General features: G+C 32.2%; 23 protein-coding genes and 1 other annotated feature. Of the genes, 20 read left to right on the top strand and 3 right to left on the bottom strand.

Annotation, left to right across the window (positions count from 1 at the left end; translation table 11 throughout):
• Window positions 1-111 precede the first annotated feature (111 nt).
• A complete protein-coding gene (locus AB8U03_RS04105) occupies window positions 112-354 on the bottom strand; it encodes a metal-binding protein (protein ID WP_369703279.1) in 243 nt (80 codons plus the stop codon).
• A gap of 209 nt (window positions 355-563) precedes the next feature.
• On the opposite strand from AB8U03_RS04105, the gene AB8U03_RS04100 reads away from it, so the two are divergent.
• From AB8U03_RS04100 to AB8U03_RS04040, 13 genes are all read left to right on the top strand, one after another.
• Window positions 564-1139: a nucleoside recognition domain-containing protein gene (locus AB8U03_RS04100; protein WP_369703278.1), complete on the top strand. Its 576-nt coding sequence runs from the start codon at window positions 564-566 to the stop codon at window positions 1137-1139.
• Window positions 1140-1172: 33 nt separating this feature from the next.
• A complete protein-coding gene (locus tag AB8U03_RS04095) occupies window positions 1173-1691 on the top strand; it encodes a spore maturation protein (protein WP_369703277.1) in 519 nt (172 codons plus the stop codon).
• A 78-nt stretch (window positions 1692-1769) separates the two neighbouring features.
• Window positions 1770-2324 carry a uracil-DNA glycosylase gene (locus AB8U03_RS04090; RefSeq protein WP_369703276.1) on the top strand — a complete coding sequence of 185 codons (555 nt, stop codon included), beginning with the start codon at window positions 1770-1772 and terminating at the stop codon, window positions 2322-2324.
• A gap of 425 nt (window positions 2325-2749) precedes the next feature.
• Window positions 2750-4684 carry a methionine--tRNA ligase gene (metG, locus tag AB8U03_RS04085; RefSeq protein ID WP_369703275.1) on the top strand — a complete coding sequence of 645 codons (1935 nt, stop codon included), beginning with the start codon at window positions 2750-2752 and terminating at the stop codon, window positions 4682-4684.
• 117 nt (window positions 4685-4801) lie between these two features.
• On the top strand, window positions 4802-5572 hold the full coding sequence (locus tag AB8U03_RS04080) for a TatD family hydrolase (RefSeq protein WP_369703274.1): 771 nt from the start codon (window positions 4802-4804) through the stop codon (window positions 5570-5572).
• A 327-nt stretch (window positions 5573-5899) separates the two neighbouring features.
• On the top strand, window positions 5900-6940 hold the full coding sequence (locus AB8U03_RS04075) for a 3D domain-containing protein (RefSeq protein WP_369703273.1): 1041 nt from the start codon (window positions 5900-5902) through the stop codon (window positions 6938-6940).
• An 89-nt stretch (window positions 6941-7029) separates the two neighbouring features.
• On the top strand, window positions 7030-7584 hold the full coding sequence (rnmV, locus tag AB8U03_RS04070) for a ribonuclease M5 (protein WP_369703272.1): 555 nt from the start codon (window positions 7030-7032) through the stop codon (window positions 7582-7584).
• 1 nt (window position 7585) lies between these two features.
• Window positions 7586-8431 carry a 16S rRNA (adenine(1518)-N(6)/adenine(1519)-N(6))-dimethyltransferase RsmA gene (gene rsmA / locus AB8U03_RS04065; protein ID WP_369703271.1) on the top strand — a complete coding sequence of 282 codons (846 nt, stop codon included), beginning with the start codon at window positions 7586-7588 and terminating at the stop codon, window positions 8429-8431.
• 102 nt (window positions 8432-8533) lie between these two features.
• Window positions 8534-9907 (top strand): DUF7922 domain-containing protein, encoded by a 1374-nt coding sequence (locus AB8U03_RS04060; RefSeq protein WP_369703270.1) that lies wholly within the window; start codon window positions 8534-8536, stop codon window positions 9905-9907.
• A gap of 16 nt (window positions 9908-9923) precedes the next feature.
• On the top strand, window positions 9924-10508 hold the full coding sequence (locus AB8U03_RS04055; RefSeq protein ID WP_369703269.1) for a PsbP-related protein: 585 nt from the start codon (window positions 9924-9926) through the stop codon (window positions 10506-10508).
• Between the two features lie 187 nt (window positions 10509-10695).
• Window positions 10696-11541, top strand: a complete 846-nt coding sequence (locus AB8U03_RS04050; RefSeq protein ID WP_369703268.1) for a hypothetical protein — start codon at window positions 10696-10698, stop codon at window positions 11539-11541.
• Between the two features lie 60 nt (window positions 11542-11601).
• A complete protein-coding gene (locus tag AB8U03_RS04045; RefSeq protein WP_369703267.1) occupies window positions 11602-12450 on the top strand; it encodes an Mrp/NBP35 family ATP-binding protein in 849 nt (282 codons plus the stop codon).
• Between the two features lie 122 nt (window positions 12451-12572).
• On the top strand, window positions 12573-12761 hold the full coding sequence (locus AB8U03_RS04040; protein WP_369703266.1) for a ferredoxin: 189 nt from the start codon (window positions 12573-12575) through the stop codon (window positions 12759-12761).
• Between the two features lie 249 nt (window positions 12762-13010).
• On the opposite strand, the gene AB8U03_RS04035 is transcribed toward AB8U03_RS04040, so the two are convergent.
• A complete protein-coding gene (locus AB8U03_RS04035) occupies window positions 13011-13202 on the bottom strand; it encodes a hypothetical protein (protein ID WP_369703265.1) in 192 nt (63 codons plus the stop codon).
• A gap of 153 nt (window positions 13203-13355) precedes the next feature.
• Between AB8U03_RS04035 and AB8U03_RS04030 the strand changes: the two genes are divergently transcribed.
• The 3 genes from AB8U03_RS04030 to AB8U03_RS04020 all read left to right on the top strand — a co-directional run bounded on the left by AB8U03_RS04030 (window position 13356) and on the right by AB8U03_RS04020 (window position 16452).
• Complete coding sequence (locus tag AB8U03_RS04030) at window positions 13356-15461, top strand: anaerobic ribonucleoside triphosphate reductase (RefSeq protein WP_369703264.1); 2106 nt, start codon at window positions 13356-13358, stop codon at window positions 15459-15461.
• Between the two features lie 24 nt (window positions 15462-15485).
• The gene (gene nrdG / locus AB8U03_RS04025) at window positions 15486-15998 is read left to right on the top strand and encodes an anaerobic ribonucleoside-triphosphate reductase activating protein (protein ID WP_369703263.1); all 513 of its coding nucleotides are present in this window, start codon (window positions 15486-15488) and stop codon (window positions 15996-15998) included.
• A gap of 88 nt (window positions 15999-16086) precedes the next feature.
• Window positions 16087-16452, top strand: coding sequence for an ArsR/SmtB family transcription factor (locus AB8U03_RS04020; protein WP_369703262.1), 366 nt, complete (start codon window positions 16087-16089; stop codon window positions 16450-16452).
• Window positions 16453-16492: 40 nt separating this feature from the next.
• Here the strand turns inward: AB8U03_RS04020 and AB8U03_RS04015 are convergent, their stop codons facing one another.
• Entirely contained in the window at window positions 16493-17125 is a 633-nt protein-coding gene (locus AB8U03_RS04015; protein WP_369703261.1) for an MBL fold metallo-hydrolase, read from the bottom strand.
• A 419-nt stretch (window positions 17126-17544) separates the two neighbouring features.
• Between AB8U03_RS04015 and AB8U03_RS04010 the strand changes: the two genes are divergently transcribed.
• The 4 genes from AB8U03_RS04010 (at window position 17545) to AB8U03_RS03995 (ending at window position 24811) form a co-directional block, all read left to right on the top strand.
• Window positions 17545-19365: an N-acetylmuramoyl-L-alanine amidase gene (locus AB8U03_RS04010; protein WP_369703260.1), complete on the top strand. Its 1821-nt coding sequence runs from the start codon at window positions 17545-17547 to the stop codon at window positions 19363-19365.
• Window positions 19366-19450: 85 nt separating this feature from the next.
• Window positions 19451-19677, top strand: a binding site (T-box leader).
• A 117-nt stretch (window positions 19678-19794) separates the two neighbouring features.
• Window positions 19795-22899 carry an isoleucine--tRNA ligase gene (gene ileS, locus AB8U03_RS04005; protein ID WP_369703259.1) on the top strand — a complete coding sequence of 1035 codons (3105 nt, stop codon included), beginning with the start codon at window positions 19795-19797 and terminating at the stop codon, window positions 22897-22899.
• A 210-nt stretch (window positions 22900-23109) separates the two neighbouring features.
• A complete protein-coding gene (locus tag AB8U03_RS04000) occupies window positions 23110-24108 on the top strand; it encodes a LacI family DNA-binding transcriptional regulator (protein WP_369703258.1) in 999 nt (332 codons plus the stop codon).
• Between the two features lie 103 nt (window positions 24109-24211).
• Window positions 24212-24811, top strand: a complete 600-nt coding sequence (locus AB8U03_RS03995; protein ID WP_369703257.1) for a DedA family protein — start codon at window positions 24212-24214, stop codon at window positions 24809-24811.
• Window positions 24812-24943 lie beyond the last annotated feature (132 nt).

The raw sequence follows: 24943 nt of genomic DNA, 5'->3' as shown, positions 1-24943 counted from the left end.
AACAGTCTTGAAATAGAAAATATTTTTTATTTCAAGACTGTTCTTTTATTTCTAGAAAATAACCTGAATTCATAAATCAGATACAAGAAAATTTAGGTAAAATATTCTAAATTAATTTAATATGTTTTTTATATTTTTTATATCTTTGTCTTCTATGAAAGGAGCACAAAACTGAAATGTCTTTTCATGGCCGCATTCTGAACAAATGCAGTCACATATGTCATAGGGAATTCCATTAACTATAGCTATATCTGAATCTTTAGCTATGTAGTCTCCACCGCATATTTCACAGGGAGTATCATTTATAACTGAATATTCACTTTCTATATATTTCATCATATCTTTAATGGTCATTAATTAACCTCCAATAAAAAATTATCATAGTATAAATGGTAACACTCCTAAAAGGTATTTTCAATAGCAGAAAAAGACCTTTAAATGGCAGATACAGAGATACAAACTTGTCCTAATAAATAGGCTTATATACAGGGTATCTATCATATATTAACTATATAGAAAGTATTAAAATATGGTATTGATTTGTAAATTAGGGGTGAATTATTGTGATTAATATTATATGGTTTTTTATTTTAGCCTTTGGAATATGTTTTGGAATACTTGGAGGAAGAGGTGAAGAAATATCTAAAGCTATTATTGCATCTTCTGACTCAACAGTAAAACTTGCCATAAGCTTGGTGGGAATAATGTGTCTTTGGTGTGGGGTTATGAAAATAGCAGAAAAAAGCGGACTTACAAATAAAATAGCTAAAATTATGAAGCCGATTTTAAAGATATTGTTTAAAAAAGCGGCTAAAGATGAAAAGGCCATGGGTGCAATAGTCATGAATATAACTGCTAATATGATGGGGTTATCTAATGCGGCTACACCATTTGGTATAAAAGCCATGGAGGAACTTGACAGATTGAATGAAAAAAAAGGTGAGGCCAGTGATGACATGGCTCTATTTTTAGTGCTAAATGCAGCTTGCATACAGTTTATACCTACTACGGTTATTTCTATAAGGGCAGCTGTGGGTTCAAAGAATCCGGCGGAAACAATAATACCCGGTGTAATAGCAACTACTGTGGCAGCAATAGTTGGAATAATATGCTGCAAAATAATGGAGAAGTATTTTTAACTGAGGTTTTAGAAGAAGAAAGGAGAGAATGACTTGGATTACATAATAAAAGCCATAATACCTATAATTATATTTACAATAATTACATATGGAGTATTCAAAAAAGTTAAAGTTTATGAATGTTTTGTAGAAGGGGCTAAAGAGGGTATTGGCATATGCATTAGGATATTTCCATATTTGCTGGCTATGATAATAGCAGTGGGAGTATTCAGGGAATCTAAAGCTTTGGATTATTTCATATCTCTTATAAAGCCCATAGTTAAGATTATAGGACTTCCTCCGGAAGTAGTACCCCTTGTTCTTATAAAACCATTATCCGGAAGCGGAGCCCTTGGCATATTTGCTGAAACCTTAAATAAATTTGGACCTGACAATTATATAGGCAGGGTATCTTCTATAATTATGGGCTCTACAGAAACCATATTTTATACTCTAACAGTTTATTTTGGAGCTGTGGGCATAAAAAAAATAAGACATACACTTTGGGCTGCTATAATGGCAGATATAGCGTCTATAATAGCAGCAGTTATAATAACTAGAATTATGTTTTAATGAAGTATTTCTATGAGATCATATTAGTTGTATAATATATAATATAATTATTAGGTACAGTTTGGAGTGAGAATTAAGTTGCTGAAGTGGAAAGAACTATATGAAGAATGTGTAAATTGTCATAAATGTGCTTTAGGTGATAATAGAACAAATATGGTTTTTGGAGATGGCAATCCTAAAGGAAAGATCATGTTTATAGGAGAAGCACCTGGGGCGGACGAGGATAGAACAGGCCTGCCTTTTGTAGGAAGGGCCGGTAAACTTTTGACAAGAGTTCTTGAATCTCTGGAACTGCACAGGGAAAAGGATTATTACATATGTAATATTTGTAAGTGCAGACCGGAAAATAATAGGACTCCTCATGAACATGAGGAAGAGGCCTGTCTTCCATATTTGAGAAATCAGGTAGCACTGGTAAGACCTAAAATAATAGTCTGCCTTGGAGCTACTGCAATGAACTGTATATTGGGAAAAGATTGGAGAATTACAAGAGATAGGGGAAAATGGGTTGAGAGAAAAGGATTTTATATGACTGCTACTTTTCATCCCTCTGCAGTGCTTAGAGACGAGAATAAAAAACCTATGTTTTGGGAAGACTTAAAAGACATAAAGAAAAAGTATGGGGAATTTTGAAACAAAAAATGTTGACAGTTAAAAGTATATGGCATATTATATTGTTAAATGCCGTGAGGGAAAGAGTAGTAAGTTGATTTGTGCAAAGAGAGTCGACAGGACAATTTGGTGAAAGTCGAAGATGAAGCAACTTATGAAGATGGCTCCAGAGCAGGTCATTTGAAATAATAATAGAATGACACGGCAGCAGCCGTTATATTGCAAGGTGATGAATAATTTTAGATATATAAATTGAGTTACCTAGTGATGTTTTTATTGTGAAATAAAGATGAAATAGAGTGGCAAAGCGTATTTTTCGCCTCTATATGGAGATGTTTTCTTCATATAGAGGCTTTTTTTAACTACATATTTGCTGCAACTACATTTTATTTCATTATATAATATTTTGTATTTATATAAAATTAAGAGAAAAGGGAGAGAAAATTATGACTAAAAAAACTTATTATATTACTACACCTATTTATTATCCATCTGCGAATCTTCATATAGGAAACACCTATACTACTGTAGCAGCAGATACCCTTGCCAGGTTTAAAAGACTTACCGGATACGATGTCATGCTTTTAACAGGCACTGATGAACACGGACAGAAGATTCAAAGATTGGCGGAAGCCAAAGGAGTTAGTCCTAAAGAGTATGTAGATGAAATAGTGGCTGGAATTAAAGAACTGTGGAAAATCATGAATATAAGTTATGATAAGTTTATAAGAACTACAGAGGATTATCATGTAAAAGCAGTTCAAAAAATATTTAAAAAATTGTATGATCAGGGAGACATATACAAGGGAAATTATGAAGGATGGTACTGTACTCCCTGTGAATCGTTTTGGACTGAAACTCAATTGGTGGATGGAAAGTGCCCTGATTGTGGAAGACCTGTAGAAAAGGCAAGTGAAGAAGCTTATTTTTTTAAAATGTCAAAATATGCACCTAAACTTATAGATTATATTGAAACTCATCCGGATTTTATACAGCCTGAATCCAGAAAAAATGAAATGTTGAATAATTTTTTAAGACCAGGTCTTCAAGATCTCTGTGTTTCAAGAACGTCTTTTGATTGGGGAATACCTGTAACCTTTGACAAAAAACATGTAATATATGTTTGGATAGATGCACTGGCAAATTATATAACTGCATTGGGTTACGGCAGTGAAAATCAGGAATTATATAAGAAATATTGGCCGGCAGATGTACATTTAGTAGGCAAGGATATATTGAGGTTCCATACTATTTATTGGCCTATAATGCTTATGGCTTTGGGAGAACCTATTCCTAAAAAGGTATTTGGACATGGATGGCTTTTGGTAAATGGCGGGAAAATGTCTAAGTCCAAAGGAAATGTTGTAGATCCTGTAGTTCTGGTAAATAATTTTGGTGCAGATGCTGTCAGGTATTATCTGTTAAGGGAAATCCCATTTGGTGCTGATGGATTATTTAACAATGAAATATTTATAAAAAAAATAAATTCGGATTTAGCTAATGATCTGGGGAATTTATTATCGAGAACCTGTACTATGATTGAAAAATATTTTGATGGAATAATGCCAGCACCATCGGAAAGAGAAGATGTAGATAATGAATTTATAAATACAGCTATAGAAACACCTAAAAAGGTGGAGAAGAATATGGATGGTTTGAGGATACCGGAGGCATTGGATAATATATGGGAGCTTATAGGCACGTCAAATAAGTATATAGATAAAACCACACCTTGGATATTAGCCAAGGATACAAATAAAAAGAAAAGGCTTGGAACAGTGCTTTATAATCTTTCGGAATCTTTAAGAATAATAGCAGTATGTATTTCATCATATCTTCCTGAAACCAGTGAAAAAATGTATAGACAGCTTAATGCAGATCTCACCTCCTGGGATAGTATAGCTTCTTTCGACGGAACTAAAGCAGGGACTAAAATAAATAAAGGAGAAGTTTTGTTTCCTAGAATAGATGTAGATAAAAAAATAGAAGAACTAAATAAATTAAAGGAACAGCAAAAGGCATCAAAGGGATCTAAAGTAAAACCCTCCAAGGGAGAAATAACCATAGATGATTTTGAAAAACTGGATTTAAAAGTGGCAAAAGTATTGCAATGTGAGCCTATAAAGGGTTCAAATAAATTACTTAAATTTCAGCTGGATTTAGGAGAGGAAAAAAGGCAGGTAATTTCAGGAATAGCTAAATACTACAAGCCAGAAGAGCTTGTTGGCAAATATGTGGTAATAGTGGCGAATTTAAAGCCTATAAAATTAAAAGGCGAAATTTCACAGGGGATGATATTGTCTGCGGCTTCAGAGGACAACAGCAAATTATTTACAGTATCAGTATCAGGAGAGCTTCCTACAGGCAGTACAATAAGTTAAAATACAATTATATATTAAAATCAGAGGGTAAAATGCTATCAAAAGTTATATAAATTTTGATAGTATTTTGCTGTAATTAATATGGATTTATAGACAATAAGGGAGAGAATGATAAATATGGATATAAGTATTTTTGATGCACATGCACATTATGATGATGAACAGTTTGATAAAGATAGAGAGGAGGTAATAGAAGATTTGAAAAAAAACAATGTAGTAGGAGTACTAAATTGTGGTTCTTCCATAGAAGGATCCAGAACTTCTGTTAAATTGGCAGAAAAGCATGATATATTCTATGCAGCCGTGGGAATACATCCGGAATATTCAGATAAATTTGACAACAATACATTAAATGAATTGAGAAATCTGGCACAAAATAAAAAAGTGAGAGCCATAGGAGAAATAGGACTTGATTATTATTATGAGGAAAATCCTTCTAGAGATATACAAAAAGCTGTATTTATAAGACAGATGAAATTGGCACAAGAGCTTAATTTGCCTGTGATTATACATGATAGATCAGCTCATGAGGATACTTTAAATATAATAAAGCAATTTAAGGATGTTATTGGTGAGATTCACTGTTTTTCAGGAAGTGTTGAATTTGCAAGAGAATGTTTGAAACTAGGATATTATATAGGATTTACAGGAGTAGTGACTTTTAAAAATGTAAAGAGGCTGATAAATGTGGCAAGAGAAGTGCCTGTTGATAGGATTTTAGTTGAAACTGACTGTCCTTATATGGCACCAGTTCCCTTTAGAGGTAAGAGAAACAGATCTGAGTATATTCAATCTATTATGGGTAAAATAGCGGAAATAAAAGAATTGGATATAAGTAAAATAAGCAAAATAACAATTTCTAATATAAATCGCTTGCTCAAATTGTAATAATAGTGTAAAATAGGAAAGAGATGTCAACATATTTATTTTAACTTGATTATTCTAGTAATCAAATTTATATTTGCAACATAATTTATATTAAAACCACCTAAAAATAATAAAAACTGTATTTCAAATAGAAAGCTGAATGACTGGTTTTGAAACATGAAATATTTTTATAATATCGCAATCATAAATAATTATTTTATTTATAAGTTTTATGCATAGGGATGCATTGATATTTTGAGAAACAGTTTTATACAGGGCGATGTTTGACATAAATTTAGATCCCATTTATAATGGGATATGTCGCTTTTGCCCAGAGGAGGTATTTTTATGGTGGAGAGGTTTGAAACTTGCTTAAAGAAATATTTTCCCCGTGGTCCTAAGATAGAGTTTATTGTATCTATAAGTTTAGTAATTTTGACTTTAATAATGTTTAGTGTAAAAAAAACGGTGATAATTTCGGTAGATGGTAGAGAGACAAAGGCCGTTACATTCAGCCATACTTATGGGAAGGTTCTAGCAAGCAATGGAATTAAAATAGGACCAAGGGACAAAGTAACACCTAGTCTAGACAAGAAAGTAGAAGATAAAGGTAGATTAATAGTTAAAAGAGCAGTAGAAGTTGAAGTAGCAGTTGATGGTAAAAAACTAAATATAAAGTCAGCAGAAGATAATGTTGGAGATTTCTTAAAAAAAGAAAATATTAAGACTTCAAGATTGGATAAAGTGTATCCATCTAGAGACCATGCTGTTGAAAAAGGAATGAAAATAGTAGTGACTAGGGTTCAAATTAAAAACATGAAGGAAAGTAGACCTATAGAATATGAAACAGTTTTAAAAAATGATTCAAAGATTGAAGATGGGACTAGAAAGCTTTTACAAGAAGGACAAAATGGCGAAAAGGAAACTACAACCAGAATAATATATGAAGATGGTAAAGAGGTTTCCAGAAAAATAATAAGCGAAATTGTAAAGAGGGAACCTGTACAAAAGGTTGTAGCTGTGGGGACGTTAGCTGATAGTACTCCTTCTAGGGGTGGAAGCCTTAATTATGCCCAATCCATTAAAATGAAAGCAACTGCATATACTGCAGATTATCAAAGTACAGGTAAGAGACCTGGGGATTCAGGATTTGGCATAACCGCTTCAGGAACTGTTGCAAAGAGAAGCAGCGGAAATTACAGCTCTATAGCAGTTGATCCTAGAGTAATACCGCTTGGTACAAAACTTTATGTAGAAGGTTATGGCTATGCTATAGCTGAAGATACAGGTGGAGCTATTAAGGGTAATAGAGTAGATTTATTTTTCAATTCAGGATCAGAAGCTGTTAACTGGGGCGTAAAATGGGTTGATGTCTACGTAATTGGGTAGGAGCATGTGCTCCTATTTTTTCTTTAAATAAGTGATTTAGATCTGTTGATGTATGTTCACTGGATCAATTTATTACGAGGAGGAACTTTATGATAAAAGAAGTAATAGTAGTGGAAGGAAGAGATGATATAACAGCTGTTAAAAGAGCTGTAGATGCTGAGCTTATAGCCGTAGGGGGATTTGGAATAAATAAAAAGATTATAGATAGAATAAGGGAAGCTCAGAAAAGACAGGGAGTTATAGTGTTGACTGATCCGGATTTTGCAGGAGATAAAATAAGAAAAATTATATCAAAGCGAGTTGAAGGAATAAAACATGCATATATATCTCAAAAGGATGGAATAAAAAATGGAGATATAGGAGTGGAAAATGCTCTTCCGGAAACTATAATAAATGCTTTAAAGAGTGCAAAATGCCAGCTGAAAGAAAAAAGATATGAATTTAACATAAATGATATGATATTTTTTGGACTTACAGGAAAATTAAATTCCAAGGAAAAAAGAGATCTTTTAGGAAAAGAGCTTGGCATAGGGTATTGTAATACTTCCCAATTTTTATTTAGGCTGAACAATTATGGAGTAACAAAAGAGGAATTTAAAATAGCTGTTAATAAAATAAATAAAAGGATGAATAGGGTGAAATAATATGAGTGAGTTGTCTACGGAAGATATAGTGAAAAAATATGGCTTTAGGTTTTCAAAAGGTTTGGGGCAAAACTTTTTAATAGATACTTCAGTATTAGAGGATATAGTAAATAGTGCGGAAATAGATAAAGAAGATTTGGTTGTAGAAATAGGTCCGGGAGTTGGGAACTTAACAAGGGAACTTTTAAAGGCCGCAAAAATGGTATGCGCAATTGAGGTGGACGTGAATTTGATTCCTATTTTAAAAGAGGAGTTAAAAGAGTTTACCAATCTTCAGTTAATACATAAAGATGTACTAAAGATGGACTTTTCCCAAATAATAAATGATGAGAGTAGTGTAAAGATTGTAGCAAATCTACCGTATTATGTAACCACACCTATTATTGCAAAATTATTAAATGATCATTATAATTTTAAAACCTTAACCATAATGATACAAAAAGAGGTGGGAGAAAGAATTGCAGCCAAACCTGATTGTAAGGAATATGGTGCACTATCTATACTTGTTCAATATTATTGTGATGTTGAATTGATAAGAAGAGTAGGAGCTTCTTCATTTATCCCAAGGCCTAAGGTGGATTCCATAGTTATAAAATTGATTAAATTGAGTAAACCAAGAGTTGGAGTTAAAGATGAAAAGTTGTTTTTTAAAATTGTAAGATGTGCTTTTAATATGAGGAGAAAGACTTTGTGGAATGCCCTAAAGGTATTAAAGATTCCTAAAGAGCATATGGAAGAAACCTTTAATATGGCTGAAATTGATCCTAAAAGAAGAGGAGAGACATTGTCTGTTGAGGAATTTGGTAAATTATCCGACTGTATACATGAAGTATCCGCTAATTTATAATCAGTGTAGTACGATTTTTATATAGAAGTTAAAACTATTTGTTCACTTTTTGGAAGTTACTTCATATATTATAATGAATATAATATATGGAGGTATAGGAAGTTGGCACAAAAAAAGAGTTATAGTAGATACTTTATAATATTACAAGAAGACGAAAAAGGGTACTCTTTAGCTTCTGATAAGATTGCTTCAGGATATGCAAAATTGGAGATGAAGAATGAAAAGTGCAAAATATCGTATTACGTACAAAATTTAAAAAAGGAAAAAACACCGTATTATATGATACTTATATGTAATAAAAAGGATATGAAAAATATAATTAAAATAGGTGAAATGAACATAGATGATTATGGAAGAGCGGATATATGCTATGAATATCCTATGAGTAATGTGGCTGGTAGCGGTGTATCCATGGATAAGGTGTCAGGAGCCGCTATAGTCAGAATGCTGGATAATAACATAGTATCTGTAATGAGCGGATTTGCAAGTACAGAAATACCTGAATGGAAAACCTTTAGGATATTAGAGGACAGAAGTAAGAACTTAAAAGAAAAAGAAAATAAGGATGTTGAAGAATTAAAGACCGTTAAGCCAGAAAAGGTTGAGGACAAGAGTATATTTGATAAATATGAAGAAAGCATAGAAAGAGCTAAGACCAATAAAGAAAATATAAAAGAAGATGAAAAAGATATAAAAGATATAAAAGAAGCACATTTAGGTGAGAAGGAAGAAAAATTAGATAATGTAGTACAGGTTGAAGATTCAGAAGAAAAGAAAGTATGTAAAAAATCAGAAGATGAAAAAGATATGAATAAAGAAATCCCTAATTATGAGAAAGATAACGATGAAGTAGAGAAAAATAATAAGGAAGTTATTGAAGATGTTTTTGAATCAAAAATTAAAAAGGATCTTGAAATGGAAGATATAGAATATGAGATACCAAAAGAGGATAGTTCTATATATGTAGATGATTCCAGCACTGAGGCGTATGAAAAGGCGGAGTTAAATAGACATAAATATGAAAATAAAGAAGGCATGAGTGAATCGGTAAATTACCCCAAGGGTCCTGAGGGAGACTTTTTCAACAATCTTACGAATGGATTTAAGGAGACCAAAAACATAAGTAAAGAATTGAAAAGATGTAAGTGGTATAAGGTACCGGTAAGTTCCATGGAAGATATGTATAATATGAACGATTATAATAAGTATGCTTTAATATATTATCCTATGATAGGGTACTATCCATATATAAAAAAACATTGCCAGTATTTAATGGGATATAAATGTGATAAAAAGGGTAGAGTAAAGTATTTAATATATGGGATTTTGGGCACTAAGGATAAAAGAGATCAGCCTTATGGAGGTAAATCTGGGTTTGTCACATGGATATCTTTAAAAGATAAAAATAAAACAGGGTATTGGCTGATGTTTTATGATTTTAAAACAAACACAGTAATAATACCTGTAAGAAAATAATATTATGGCGCCTTTTATGAAAGTGATATTGATAAATAAAAGAAAACTTGGAGTTACAATAATTATAATAGGGCTTATGATAATTTTATTCGGACTTGAAAAAAACTTTGATATGAAATTAAAGTTCACAGCTTTAATGCAAAATGATATAAAATCTTTAACTCAGTACAGCGGATTAAAAAATAGATTAAAATATAAATTGCCATCTAATTGGATTTGTAGAAATCAGGATATATTTGGAGATGAAATAGTATACCACAGTGACTTCAAAAGTGCAGACAGTAAAATAAATGGTTTTGTTCAAGTTTGGAATTTAAAGGGGGATTTAAAAGTATTTTTGCAAAACAGCAAAAGTATATCTGAAGAACAGAATTTATATAAAGATTATAATATAAGAAGAATTAATATAAATGGCAGTGATGGGTATTTGGTTGAATATACTATTACAAAAGAAATTGGAGATAGCTACAGAGGTATAGAATATTTTTTAGAAAAGGGGAAGCAATTTTGCAGATTTTCTTTTTTTGTAAAGGACACGGATTTCAAGGAGAATATGCCTACTATATTTGAAACTATTGTAAAAACTTTAGAGTATAAATAGTAAAGTATTATATTTTATCCCTTTCAGGTTTAATTGCATGAAAGGGGATTTTTTTGCTATAAGTATGTTATAATATTCATAGATTTTTTAGCATAGAAAGGGGTTGAAATCCCATGCTGCAAATGAAGTGATAGATAGAAATTTACATATTAAAAAATTGATAATATTTTAGCAGCAGGTGAGAAAATTGAAAAAATTCACTAAAGAAAGATTGAGCATATTTTTAATATTAAGTACACTTGTAGTAGCTGTTTTATTATGTGGCTGTAATAAAATAGATGAATTGGAAGTTAAAGCTGGCTTAAAAAATTCGGATTTTGAGTACATAAGACAGGGAAAAGTTGATAAGATAGTTATTCAAAATATAAGAGATCAGGGATTTAAATTTGTAGTTACTGATCAAAATGCAATTAAAGATTTGTATGATATACTGTCTTCGGGTAAAAAAGTATCAAAAAAGTCCTCCTTACAACCGGATTATATATTTGAAATAGATGAAGGCAATAATAAAATTCATAAGTTTAGTTATATAGCGGGTCTTGATAAAAAAGATTTAGGAAATCTTTATAGTAAGGATCAGACATATATTATATCAAAAAGAATAGATAGTGATATAATTAATAATTTTTGGAATATAAGAATGCCTCCCAATAATTTTAAACAAGTTTATTATGGCTCAATAATGAATACTTTAAATGAGTACTTTAAAGATAAAGACAGAAATAAAAAAATAGGAATAAATTTTAAAGATGATATAGATGGTGAAAGGTTTATATTATCCACTGAAGTAGAAGAATTTAAGTCAGATCTCAATGGCAAGTTTAAAAATGCTGGCATAGGTAACAATGATAAGGATAAATATGATATATGGGTTACAGTAAAGACTGAAGGGTATAAATCTACGTTGTATAAGGCAACTATCACATTCTGGGATAAGAAAAATGAAAGTGAAAAAATTTATTATATATATGATACCTATAGTGGTGGTGGATGGACTATAAATGTATCCCAGAATCAGCCAAAAGATTTTTAGAGTAATATTTGAGATAAGATAGCCAGTGAATAAATGGATTTATAAAAGAGGAGGAGAAATATGGGTAGTTGTGATAATTGTTCAAGTAAATCTAAATGCAATAGCAGAAGTGAAAATGGGTGTGATTTTATATTCCCAAAATACGGCAATATAAAGCATATAATAGGTATTATGAGCGGAAAGGGCGGAGTTGGGAAATCAACGGTTACGGGAATATTAGCAGTAAAATTGAAGGCTGCAGGTTATAAAGTAGGAGTACTTGATGGAGATATAACAGGTCCATCTATGCCTAGATTTTTTGGAATAAACAATAAAAGGGCAGATATAATTCAAGTTGATAAAAACCAGGAGATAAAATTTTTACCTGTAGAAACCTCTTTGGGAATAAAGGTAATATCCTTAAATCTTTTAACCGAGGAAGAAGAACAGCCGGTTATTTGGAGAGGCCCTATGATAGCAGGAGTGTTAAAACAAATGTATTCTGATACAAACTGGGGGGAATTGGATTATCTTCTTATAGATATGCCGCCGGGAACAGGGGATATAGCCCTTACTATAATGCAGGAATTTCCACTAGAAGGGGTGGTTATAGTTTCTACTCCCCAGGACATGGTATCCATGATAGTAAAAAAAGTGGTTATAATGGCAGAAAAAATGAACGTAAATATTATAGGTGTAGTGGAAAACATGTCTTATGTTAAATGTAATAGCTGCGGAGAAAAAATAAGGCTATTTAGTAAAAAGTCTGCAAAAGAACAAGCTCAATATCTGGGTTTAAAACTACTGGAGGAAATGCCTGTAAATTCTGAATTGCTAGAAAGCATGGAAGATGGAAAGGTAGAGAGTTATATAAGCAATTCTTTTGAGTACAATGATTTATTGGATAATTTTGCAACAAAATTAAAATAATTTTAATTTGCATATAATAATCCAGTTTTTGGGGAATAATATAAATCAAAGATAATTTTATTTATATTATTAAATTATAACGAAAGAGGTGAAAGTCCTGTTATTTGTAACAGGAGAATATTATGAAAGCAGTAGTTGATAAAGATGTTTGCGTAAGTTGTGGATTATGTCCAAGTACATGTCCTGATGTTTTTAGCATGGATGATGACGGGAAAGCAGTTGCAATTACAGGTAAAGTACCAGAAGAATTGGAGGACTCTGCAAAGGAAGCAGAGGAAGGTTGTCCGGTTTCTGCCATTACTGTAGAATAAAAAAGAGTATATCAGGCTCTTCTTATGTTCGGGTTAAGTTTGTTCATAAGGAATACTTTTCGTACCTGAATCTTAGAAGAGCTTATCAACCACTCAATGGTAGCCTTCGGATAAACAGATTTTTAAGGTTCAGAATAAATAGAGATTTATTCTGAACCTTAAAAATGTTATAGGAAAAACTCATTGGGGAAAGATCATATATTTTAAATATAAAGTTATTACGGTAAAATTTATTGTTTGAAAATAAAATTAGAATATATTAAAGGGAGAAGTATTTTTGAACTTATCATTTGACATAGATTTGGGATGAGGATCTATGTTTACAGCATCCCCTATTTTAATGTTAGAAGGCAAATGAGAAGTACCTACATCAACAGTGGAGCCATCCTGAAAACTTATAAGAGCCTCTGTAATATTTAAATCTATTATTTTGCCAATCATAAAAATTTCCTCCTAAAGTTTAAATTTTTATTAGTTTTATCATTATTTAGATTATTATTCCTAAAATTTAATTTTAAGATTGATTTTCTATATGCGACATAGTATAATAATCAACGTGGATATACAAGATATAGTAGGTGGGAGGAATAATATATGCTACATGTTGTAAAAAGAGATGGAAGAAAAGTTGATTTTGATTCTATTAAAATCACTAATGCCATAAAAGGAGCTTCTGATGAAATAGGTCGTGAATTAAAGGAAAGTGAATTTATTGACTTGACGCAGAAAGTTGCCCAGCATATAGAGAAGTTGGATTTAGAAGAAATAAATGTAGAGGATATACAAAATATAGTTGAAGAGGTACTTATAAAAAGAGGATATTTGAAAATAGGATTATCTTACTCAAATTATAGAAAAGAGAGAAATAATATAAGAGAGATAAAATCTGATCTTATGAAAGCCATTGACAAAATAGGAGTTCAGACAGACAGGGACAATGCCAATGTTGGTAATAACTTTAGCGCAAAACTGTTAAGAATAGCAAGTGAATCCAACAAATGGCATAATCTGGCTACCATGCCAAAGTATTTGGCTAAAGCACACGAAAATGGAGATATATATTATCATGATTTAGATTCCTATAATTTGACTATAAATTGTCTTCATATACCAACTAAGGAAATGCTTCTAGGTGGATTTAATACTGGGTATGGAAATATAAGAAGTCCTAGGAGAATAGAATCTGCTGCAGAACTTTCCTGTATACTTTTGCAGTCCTCACAAAACGACATGTTTGGGGGACAGTCTCATCCGGATTTTGATAATGATATGGCTGTTTTTGTTGAACCTACAAGAAAGGAAATAGCCCGTGATTTAAAAGCAGTGGGAGTGGAAGAATATAAAATAGAGAAAATTTTAGATAAAAAGTTGAGAAGAAGTATAGAGCAAGCCATGCAGGGTATGATCTATAATTTAAATACCATGCATTCCAGGGCAGGTTCACAGGTACCTTTTAGCTCCATAAATATAGGTGTGCCAAGATCAGAGGATGCAGCTTTAGTATGTGAAATATTTTTACTGGAGTATGAAAAAGGCTTGGGTAAAGGTGAACAGCCAATATTCCCCAATATAATATTCAGAGTTAAAAAGGGTGTAAATAAAAATGAAGAGGATCCATATTATTATCTATTTAAGATAGCCTGCCAAGTGGCTTCAAAGAGGATGAATCCCACATTCATGAATTTGGATGCGGATTTTAACAAGGTGTATTACGATAAAGGCATAATACCCGCAACAATGGGATGCCGCACTTATGTCTGTTCTAATGTAAATGGGGAGGCAGGTGTAAAGGGCAGGGGAAATATAGCACCTGTTACTATTAATTTACCTCGAATTGGTATTATCTCCAAGGGAAGTAAAGATAAGTTTTTTGAACTGCTTGATAAAAGGCTTGAGCTTTCAAGACAATCTATTATGCACAGATATGATATTTTGAAAAGATTAAAGGTTAAAGACTTGCCTTTTGTAGCTGGACAAAAACTTATGAGAGGAGCTGAAAATTTAGAGCAGGATGATTCCATAGAGCCAATATTAAAACAAGGCACATGGGCAATAGGATTTATTGGACTTGCAGAAACATTGGTTGCATTAACCGGAAAACATCATGGCCAAGATGAAAATTCAAGAAGGCTTGGGATAAAAATAATTGCTCATATTAGAAATTATACGGATAAGCTTACAGAAGAAACTCATTTGAATTGGAGCTGTTATGCAACTCCTGCAGAAGGACTGAGTGGAAAGTTCATAGTTCAGGATAAAAGAATATTCGGAGAAATACCTGATGTGACAGATAAGGAGTATTATACTAACTCCTATCATATCCCGGTAGGCTTTCCAATATCTATAAAGGACAAAATTGATATTGAAGCTCCTTATCATAAATTATGCAATGGAGGACATATAAGTTATGTTGAAATAGATGATTATCCATCGGAAGAAGTTGTTAGAAATATAATCAACTATGCTTATGACAATACCAATATAAGTTATATAGGAATAAACTTTCATATAAGGTATTGTAAAGAATGCGGTACTTATTTGCATGGTGAAGATACATGCCCTAAATGTGGAAGCAATAATATCCAGGGCATATCCAGAGTGACGGGATATTTATCACTGGATGAAAGATTTGGAGAGGGAAAGATGGCGGAAAGGGCAGACAGGATATCCCAGGGAAAGGGAAAACATGTGTATTCTTAAGTTATCTTATAGAGGTGAAGTTTAGTGGCAACAAAAAAAGTCAGATTGGCAGGTATCGCCTATGAAAGTCTGGTTAATGGGCCGGGGATGAGGAGGGTGTTTTTTGCTCAGGGATGCAAGCATAATTGTAAAGGATGTTTCAACCCCTCCACACACGATTTCAATGGAGGAGAGTTAAAGGATACAGATGATTTGATTGAGCAAATTAAAATTAATCCACTGATAACTGGAGTTACATTTTCAGGTGGCGATCCTTTTGAACAGGCAGAAGAATTTGCTTATATGGCAGATAAAATTAAAAAATTGGGTCTAAATATATGGTGTTATACAGGATATACTTTTGAGCATATTCTGTATAATACACAAAATACACATTGGCAAGGTTTGATAAATAACATAGATGTATTGGTGGATGGAAAGTTTGAAGAAAGTAAAAAAGATAGCAAACTGAGATTCAAGGGTTCAAGTAACCAGAGGATTATTGATGTAAAGGTCAGTCTGATATCTCACAGGATTATAGAAATATCCTATAATTGAAAATTTGTTTTTAAGCAGGTATTGTTGATTTTAGTTGAAAGACTCCAATTAAATATATTATAATACTTCGTAGTAGGGAGTTGATAATGTGAAAGAAAATTTGGGAATCGAAGTATGTTCTTGTACTGAACTTCATGAAGATTGTATAGAGTGTGTTAAAAAAAGTATGCTGGATGAAAAAGTCTTCAGAAATCTTTCGGAGCTTTTTAAAGTATTGGGTGATTTTACTAGGATTAAAATAATATATGCACTATTTAAAAAGGAATTGTGTGTATGTGACATAGCAGAGATACTTCAAATGAGTCAATCTGCTATATCACACCAACTTAGAATTTTGAAAACATCTCGATTGGTTAAGTTTAGAAGAGAGGGAAAATCAGTATATTACTCACTAGATGATGAACATATAAACAGGCTTTTTAACGCAGGGTTAGAGCACGTAGAACACAATTAGTATTTTCTTAAAATATTTAAAAGGTGATTTTATTTAAAAATTATTTATAATCAAGTATTTTAACTGAATTGTATTCTTGTAATTTATTTTCTATAACTAGAGAATTGCTCTTAACTCTTTCTGCACTTTTCATATATTTAAGGAACCTTTCCAGACCATCCAATTCAAAAGTTAAAGAGGAAGTTTTATAATGTATTGGAATTACTATATGACTGTTAATGGATCTGGACAGTTCTGCAGCCTCTTTACCATCTATGGTAAAATTACCACCTACCGGAATCAACAGCACATCTATGCTGCCTAATTTTTCTATCTCATCTTTAGATAATATATATCCAAGGTCTCCAAGATGACATATTCGATAACCATCCATTTCTATTATAAATATTATGTTTTTTCCTCTTTTTGCTCCTTTGACTTTATCATGATAAGAGGGTATTCCCATAATGGGTATGTCACATAAATTAAAAGAACCTGGTTTATTTATAATGTGGCTGCATTTTATATTTTGTGTATAATTGTGATCAAAATGATTATGGCTTATTGTAATCAAATCCACTTCTCCCTGGAAAACCTTATATCCTACAGTTTCATCAAAAGGATCTGTCAAAAGCTTATGACATTTTGAATCTTCCAATAAAAAAGAGGAATGGCCTAACCATGTTATTTTCATAAAAAACATCTCCTTATAATAAAATTTTTTTGATTTTGTCCGATGGCTAGCAATGCTACGTCCCTGGATAANAACCATGTTATTTTCATAAAAAACATCTCCTTATAATAAAATTTTTTTGATTTTGTCCGATGGCTAGCAATGCTACGTCCCTGGATAAGTTCTTCCCCTAAAGGATAACGTATTCTAAGTGCTAAAGACACTAAGAATACTGTTAATAAGGTTCGGTGGAAGGAAGGCATTTCTTATGAAAAAGCTCCACCGTATCTAAGAATCACTTGATAATATTATACCATTACCTTAAATATTTTATTAAAAATATAGCTATCTTAGATTAATATGTAAATATATCTATTTTTATGTATAAAATTAATACTTTTTATATTATAATAATACGAGGTATATATGGAGGTGATTATTTGAAAAATACGAGAATTTATATGGTACTGTTAATGAGTTTTATATTTATGCTTATAGTATTTGCAAGGGTTAATGATGTACAAGCAGCTGGATATGATGGAATGACTGTAGGAAAAGATGTAGAAGTTAATAAATCATGGAATATAAAATTCAATATAAAATTGGACACGAATACAGTAAATGGCTCCAATATAGTTGTAACAGACAGCGATGGTAATGTGGTTCCAGTTTCTTTGCAAGTGGGACAAGATGGAACAAATATAGTAGTTACCCCTAAAACACAGTATACATATGGAAAGACATACAACTTAACTGTAAAAAATGGTTTGAAATCTGCATATGGTAAAAGTTTAAAGGATCAGCCTAAAATGCAGTTCACAGTGAAATCCAATCCAACTTCTTCTGGAAATGCAAAGTACACCGTTACCATTGATGCAGGTCATGGAGGTACAGATTTTGGGAATGTGAGTAAGTCAGGTATAAAAGAAAAAGATGTAAATTTGTCTGTGGCATTAAAGGCAGGGAAAATACTAGAGCAAAATGGAGTTAATGTAGTTTATACCAGAAAAGACGATAATGTAACGTGGGATAGCAGTTCTGATTTACAGACCCGTTTTGATATAGCAAATAAGGCAAACTCAGATTTGTTTGTAGCTTTGCGTTGCAATTCTTATGCGGAAAATTCGCAGGTAAGTGGAATAGAGACTTATTATACTGATTGTAGTGATTCTGCCAAAAATGCTGCGGAGAAAATTCAGAATGAAATGATAAGTTATACCGGACGTACAGACAGAGGGATTAAGGCAGGAGTATATAAACATACTATACTTAGAGGAACTGTGGCGCCGGCAGTTATGGTTGAGCTGGGATTTATGACTAGTACTGAAGAAAGTGCACTGCTTGGAAGTGATGATTATCAAAATAAAAGTGCAGCGGCTATTGCAAATGGAGTTTTGAAATCCTTGGGATCTATGGATGGGAATAAAGGAATAACTATAAGTTCCATATCAAATCTGTCTGATAATATAACTGTAGGAAGTCAATATTCCCTTCCTACTAGTGTACAAGCTACTATGAGTGATGGCACAAGTAAAAAAGTACCGGTAATATGGTCAGCTGACTCAATTGATTCTTCTAAAACCGGCGTATTTACTTATAATGGAACCGTACCCGGCTATAGTAAACAAGTACTTTTTACATTGACTATAGTTTCAAAGCCCACTGAAACACCACCGTCAAGCGGGACACCCGGGACACCTGTAATAGTGATAGATCCGGGGCATGGAATGGGAAATGATATTGGTGCAACCGGAATAAATGGGCTCCAGGAAGATGATATTACTCTAGCGGTAGGATTAAAAACAGGTGCAATACTTCAATCAAAGGGTATAAATGTGGTTTATACCAGAACTACAGATATGCGTTCTGTTCCAATGAGTGTTAATGAAAGTCTTCAAAAACGATGTGATATATCAAATGATGCCAATGCCAAGTATTTTGTATGTATTCATGCTAATTATTTTACTGAGTCCTCTGCCCATGGTACGGAAACTTTATATTATACAGGGAATTCGGAAGGTGAAAAGCTGGCTTTAAATATACAAAATAGTATTGTAAAAGAAGTCGGGATGTATGACAGGGGATTAAAAGATGGAAGCTGGCTCTATATTGCTAAAAATACTAATGCAACATCAGCCCTTGTAGAATTGGGATTTGTAAGTAGTCCCGATGATGCGGCGAAGTTGAGTAGTGATGAATATAGGCAAAAATTTGCACAAGCTATAGCTGACGGAATACTACAAACACTTGGGTATAAATAGAAAAATTAAATAACAAATATTATAAAATAAATTGACAATAAAAAATGCATATAATATAATAAAGAGAAATTATACAATGATTAGTCTAAAAACATTGAACGGGGAGAGTATCTAAGTTTGTATTGCTTACAGAGAGTGAGGATGTTGAGAACTCATAGAATAACTTGGAGAAAATCACCTTGGAGTTGAAGGGTTGAAAAATATTTTAATTATTTGAGTAAACCCTTACGTAATTCTGCGTTAAAGAAAGGGTTGTAACAGTAAAAAAGTATTACCATAGGTGGTATAAACGAATAAAACTTCGTCCTATTTGGATGAAGTTTTTTTATTGTAAATAATTAATTTTTTTAGATTTTAAAATCCTACTTTGTGTATAAAACATGCACAATAGTAAAAACTTAACAGTATAAATAGAAAGGGGTCGAATCCATGTATAAAAAGATTGATAATAGCAAAAGTTTTGTACAAATGGAAAAAGATATTCTAAAGCTATGGAAAGACAAAGAAATAGAGAAGAAGAGTTTAAGGGAAAATGAGGACGGAGAATATTTTACCTTCTATGACGGACCGCCAACTGCCAATGGAAAACCTCATATAGGTCATGTCCTAACTAGGGTTGTAAAAGATCTTATACCAAGGTATAAAGTTATGAAGGGATATAAGGTTTTAAGAAAGGCCGGCTGGGATACACATGGACTTCCAGTTGAACTTGAAGTTGAAAAAAACCTTGGAATTTCAGGAAAACCTCAGATTGAAGATTATGGGGTGGAGAATTTCATAAAAAAGTGTAAAGACAGTGTATTTACATATGTGAGCCAGTGGAGAAAAATGTCCGACAGAATAGGGTTCTGGGTAGATATGGATAACCCATATGTAACTTATCATAATAACTATATAGAATCTGAGTGGTGGGCGTTAAAAGAAATTTGGGAAAAAGGTCTTTTGTATAAGGGGCATAAGGTAGTGCCTTATTGCCCAAGGTGTGGTACTGCACTTTCCTCTCATGAAGTTTCACAAGGATATAAAGATGTAAAAGAGACGTCAATATATGTTAAATTTAAACTCAAAGATAAAGACAAATATATACTTGCATGGACAACAACACCATGGACACTACCTAATAATATGGCATTGGCAGTAAATGAAAATTATGATTATGTGGAAGTACTTAATAAAGGAGAGCATTTAATATTAGCAGAAGCTCTTTTAAAAACCCTGGAAGATGAATATGAAGTGTTAAGGAAATTCAAGGGAAAGGAATTAGTGGGTCTGGATTATGAACCAATGTTTAATTTTGCATCTTTTGAGGGTAAAGCACATTATATTGTTCATGCGGATTATGTAACGTTAACAGAAGGTACCGGAATAGTTCATACTGCTCCTGCCTTTGGTGAAGATGACAGTAATAGCTGTAAGCGGTATAATATACCTATGACTAATTCAGTAGATACCCAGGGAAAATTTAAAGAAGAGGTTATTCCATGGAAGGGAATATTTGTAAAAGATGCCGAACCTAAAATAATAGAATATTTAAAGGAGAAGGGAATACTTTATAAAACAGAAAAGTTTACCCACTCTTATCCATTTTGCTGGAGATGTGATACTCCTCTTTTGTATTATCCAAGAGATACCTGGTTCATTAGGATGTCCTCGATGAGAGATAAACTCGTTAAAAATACCAATGACACAAATTGGTATCCTGACAATATAAGAACAGGCAGATTCGGAAAATTTGTTGAAGGGGTAATAGATTGGGGCCTCAGCAGAGAAAGATATTGGGGTACACCTCTACCAATATGGGAATGTGAATGTGGACACAAGGAATGTATAGGAAGTATTAAAGAGTTAAAAGAAAAAGGGATAAATGTTCCAGATAATATAGAACTTCATAAACCATATATTGATAGAGTTAAATTGAGGTGCGATAAATGCGGCGGGGAAATGAAAAGATCTCCGGATGTAATTGACTGCTGGTTTGATTCGGGTTCCATGCCTTTTGCACAGCATCATTATCCATTTGAAAACAAAGAGCTTTTTAAAGAAAATTTTCCAGCTCAATTTATATCTGAAGCAGTAGATCAGACAAGAGGGTGGTTTTATACCCTTATGGCAATATCTACAGTATTATTTGACAGGAGTCCTTTTGAGAATTGTTTGGTTCTGGGTCATGTTTTGGATAAGCATGGTTTAAAGATGTCAAAACATAAAGGAAATGTATTGAGCCCAGAAGTGGCTTTAGAAAATGAAGGTGCAGATGCAACAAGATGGTATTTTTATACTGAAAGTGCACCATGGCTTCCATCTAGATTTTATGAAGAAGCAGTTCAGGATAGTCAGAGAAAATTCTTGGGTACTCTGTGGAATGTGTATTCTTTTTATGTGCTTTATGCAGATTTGGATAATTTTAATCCTCTGGATTATAAGGATTTTGTAAGTAAAAATATAATGGATAAGTGGATAGTTTCAAGATTAAATTCACTCATAAAGGAAACTGAAGCTCATCTGGATAATTATGGGATTACTCAGGCAGCTAATAACATTGGAGATTTTGTAGATGAACTTTCAAACTGGTATGTTAGAAGAAATAGAACGAGATTTTGGAGTGAAGATTTAACAGAAGATAAAATAAGCGCCTATGTAACTTTATATAAAGTATTAAACACACTGATTCTAGTTGCTGCACCATTTGTACCATTTATGACAGAGGAAATCTATCAAAATCTTGTAGTAAATCTCCATAAGGATGCAGTTGAAAGTATACATTTGTGTAAATGGCCGAAATATGACGATAGTGTAATTAATGGCGATCTGGAAAAGGATATGGAAGAAGCTTATAAAATAGTTAGATTGGGCAGGAGTGCTAGAAATGCAGCCAATATAAAAAACAGGCAGCCTCTTTCGGAAATGCTCATGAGTGTAAAGGAACTTCCTGAGTACTATGAAGATATAATCAAAAGTGAATTAAATATTAAAAACATAACATTTAATGCAGATTTATCAAAATATGTAAAATTTAATATAAAACCGAATTTGCCGGAGCTGGGGAAAAAATATGGAAGGTTAATACCTAAAATAAGAGAAAAAATATCCTCTATGGATCAGATGGAACTTGCCAGAAAAATAAATAATGATGAAATAGTAAAAGCGAAAATAGGAGAAATGGAAATAGAATTAAATTCTCGAAATTTACTTATTACAATGGAAGGATTAAAAGGATTTGCCTTTGCCGGAGAGGGAGATATAGGGGTAGTTTTAGAAACTACTATTACAGAACAACTTAAAGAAGAGGGAAATCTAAGAGAAATTTTAAGTAAAATACAGAATATGAGAAAAGAAAGTGGCTTTGAAGTAGCAGACAAGATAAACTTATATGTTTCAGGAAATAAAAAGCTTGAGGCTGTGGTAAAAAAATTTGAAAGCCAAATTCAAAAGGAAACCCTTTCTGTAAATATTACTTATAATGCTGATAAAAAATATAATAAATGTAATATTAATGGAGAAGAACTTGATATAGCAGTAGAAGTAGTAAAATAAAGTAAATTCATTAGATTAATTGTTGAAATTCTAAATAAACATATTTCTTAGTTCCAGGGAGTTTTTTACTTCATCTGGAACTGGGAAGTTGTTAAAATGAACTTTCATAGGCTAAAATGTAGATAATTAATAAAAAGATTCAAATTGTCTTGTAATAAAATAATTTTATAAGTATAATTATAAAAAACGCAAATTGGTAGGTGATATAAAGTGGCGGCATCAATTAAAGACGTGGCTAGAGAAGCAGGAGTTTCAATTGCTACGGTATCCAGAGTACTTAATGATGTAGACGTTGTAAATGAAGAAACTAAAAAAAGAGTGTTGTCAGCTATTAAAAAACTGGGATATAGGCCCAACATAGTGGCAAGAAGTCTTAAAACACAAAAGACAAGAACTATAGGAATAATAGTCCCAGATATATCCAATCAGTTTTACCCTGAAATAGTAAGGGGAGCTGAAGATGTGGCGAATATATATGATTACAATATAATGCTGTGTAATACTGATTTAAACATAGAAAAGGAAATGGAGTATTTAAAAGTATTAAAAGAAAAAATGTCAGATGGAGTTCTATACATGAGCAATTCCCTGGAACCAAAAATTTTAGAGCTTATAAAACAGCTTCAATTACCTATGGTTCTAGTAGAAACTACAAGTAAAGAGGATGATATTCCCAGTGTAACTATTGATAATGAAAAGGCAGCATATGATGGAATTACTTATTTGATAAAAAAGGGAAATAGAAACATAGCGTATATAGGTGCTGGGGAAGATACAGTTAATGCTAGTGCTATGAGGTATAAGGGATATAGAAGAGCTCTTCAGGAAAATAACTTAGAACTTAATAAAGATAGGGTTTATTTTAGCAGTCCTAAAGCAAAAGATGGATATAAAGGCATAAATGAAATATTGAATAAAACAAAAATAGATTCAATATTTTGCACTAGTGATGAAATTGCAATAGGAGCCATAAATGCACTTAGGGATAAAGGAATAAAAGTACCTGAAGACATAGATGTAATGGGTTTTAATAACATATATCTGTCATCTATATTTTATCCTAAATTAACTACTGTAGCTCAACCTATTTATGATATGGGATCTGTGGGTATGAGAATGCTTATAAAGTTGATAAATAAACAGGAGTTGGAAGAAAGAAATTATGTATTGCTGCATGAATTAATTGAAAGAGATTCCTGTAAAAAATAGTTTTATCTGAAATGACTAATTTTTCTATAGATTATTAGTATCATACATCATATATGGTAGAATATAAGGAGCGTATACATCTTATGTGAAAGAGGAAATAATAATGATAGAAAGAATAATAGAAGCAGTTATTTTTATTTTAGACAAAACCGGATATGTGGGCATATTTATATCAATGGCATTGGAAAGTGCTTGTATACCTATTCCAAGTGAAGCCATATTGCCTTTTGGAGGATATTTGAGCTTTACTGGAAGGTTAAATCTAATACTTGTTATAGTATTTGGCACATTAGGCGGAACAGCAGGATCCATAGGAGCTTATTTTATAGGAAAAATAGGTGGAAGACCTTTAGTTGAAAAATATGCACATAGTCTTAAACTTTCCAAGGCTCATATTGAAAAAAGCGATTATTACTTTAATAAATATGGAGAAAAAATAGTGTTTTTTTCCAGGCTTTTACCCATAATCAGAACTTTTATTTCTCTTCCTGCAGGTATAAGCAAAATGGAAACTAAGAAGTTTATTATTTATACACTATTAGGTTCTTCCATATGGAGTATATTTCTAGGATATGCAGGTTATAAAATGGGAGAAAAATGGGTAATTATACGTGAATGGTTTCATTTTGCTGACATAACCCTGGTGATTATAATAATAGGATTTGTGTTATACAAATTAATAATAAAGAAAGTGAGGAAGTAAGTTTTTATTTTAAAAACTTACTTCCTTTATTTAAATTGTAGAAAAATATTGTCATGAATGTCTGAATTTTGTTTAACGAAAATTTTGAAATCTTCATCATTTGATGGTATAATTTAACATAAAAGTAAATAT

Origin of the sequence: Clostridium moutaii, assembly GCF_041205085.1 — a bacterium.
Classification (GTDB): Bacteria; Bacillota; Clostridia; order Clostridiales; family Clostridiaceae; genus Clostridium_B; species Clostridium_B moutaii.
The sequence above is the reverse complement of the archived record's forward strand: the minus strand, read 5'-3'. Positions and strand labels throughout refer to the sequence as shown.

Bases quoted from the DNA above. Each gene is read 5' to 3' on its own strand.
- AB8U03_RS04105 (WP_369703279.1), bottom strand. From the start codon at position 354: ATGACCATTAAAGATATGATGAAATATATAGAAAGTGAATATTCAGTT.
- metG (WP_369703275.1), top strand. From the start codon at position 2,750: ATGACTAAAAAAACTTATTATATTACTACACCTATTTATTATCCATCT.
- AB8U03_RS04080 (WP_369703274.1), top strand. From the start codon at position 4,802: ATGGATATAAGTATTTTTGATGCACATGCACATTATGATGATGAACAG.
- AB8U03_RS04075 (WP_369703273.1), top strand. From the start codon at position 5,900: ATGGTGGAGAGGTTTGAAACTTGCTTAAAGAAATATTTTCCCCGTGGT.
- rnmV (WP_369703272.1), top strand. From the start codon at position 7,030: ATGATAAAAGAAGTAATAGTAGTGGAAGGAAGAGATGATATAACAGCT.
- rsmA (WP_369703271.1), top strand. From the start codon at position 7,586: ATGAGTGAGTTGTCTACGGAAGATATAGTGAAAAAATATGGCTTTAGG.
- AB8U03_RS04055 (WP_369703269.1), top strand. From the start codon at position 9,924: ATGAAAGTGATATTGATAAATAAAAGAAAACTTGGAGTTACAATAATT.
- AB8U03_RS04045 (WP_369703267.1), top strand. From the start codon at position 11,602: ATGGGTAGTTGTGATAATTGTTCAAGTAAATCTAAATGCAATAGCAGA.
- AB8U03_RS04040 (WP_369703266.1), top strand. From the start codon at position 12,573: ATGAAAGCAGTAGTTGATAAAGATGTTTGCGTAAGTTGTGGATTATGT.
- AB8U03_RS04035 (WP_369703265.1), bottom strand. From the start codon at position 13,202: ATGATTGGCAAAATAATAGATTTAAATATTACAGAGGCTCTTATAAGT.
- AB8U03_RS04030 (WP_369703264.1), top strand. From the start codon at position 13,356: ATGCTACATGTTGTAAAAAGAGATGGAAGAAAAGTTGATTTTGATTCT.
- AB8U03_RS04015 (WP_369703261.1), bottom strand. From the start codon at position 17,125: ATGAAAATAACATGGTTAGGCCATTCCTCTTTTTTATTGGAAGATTCA.
- ileS (WP_369703259.1), top strand. From the start codon at position 19,795: ATGTATAAAAAGATTGATAATAGCAAAAGTTTTGTACAAATGGAAAAA.
- AB8U03_RS03995 (WP_369703257.1), top strand. From the start codon at position 24,212: ATGATAGAAAGAATAATAGAAGCAGTTATTTTTATTTTAGACAAAACC.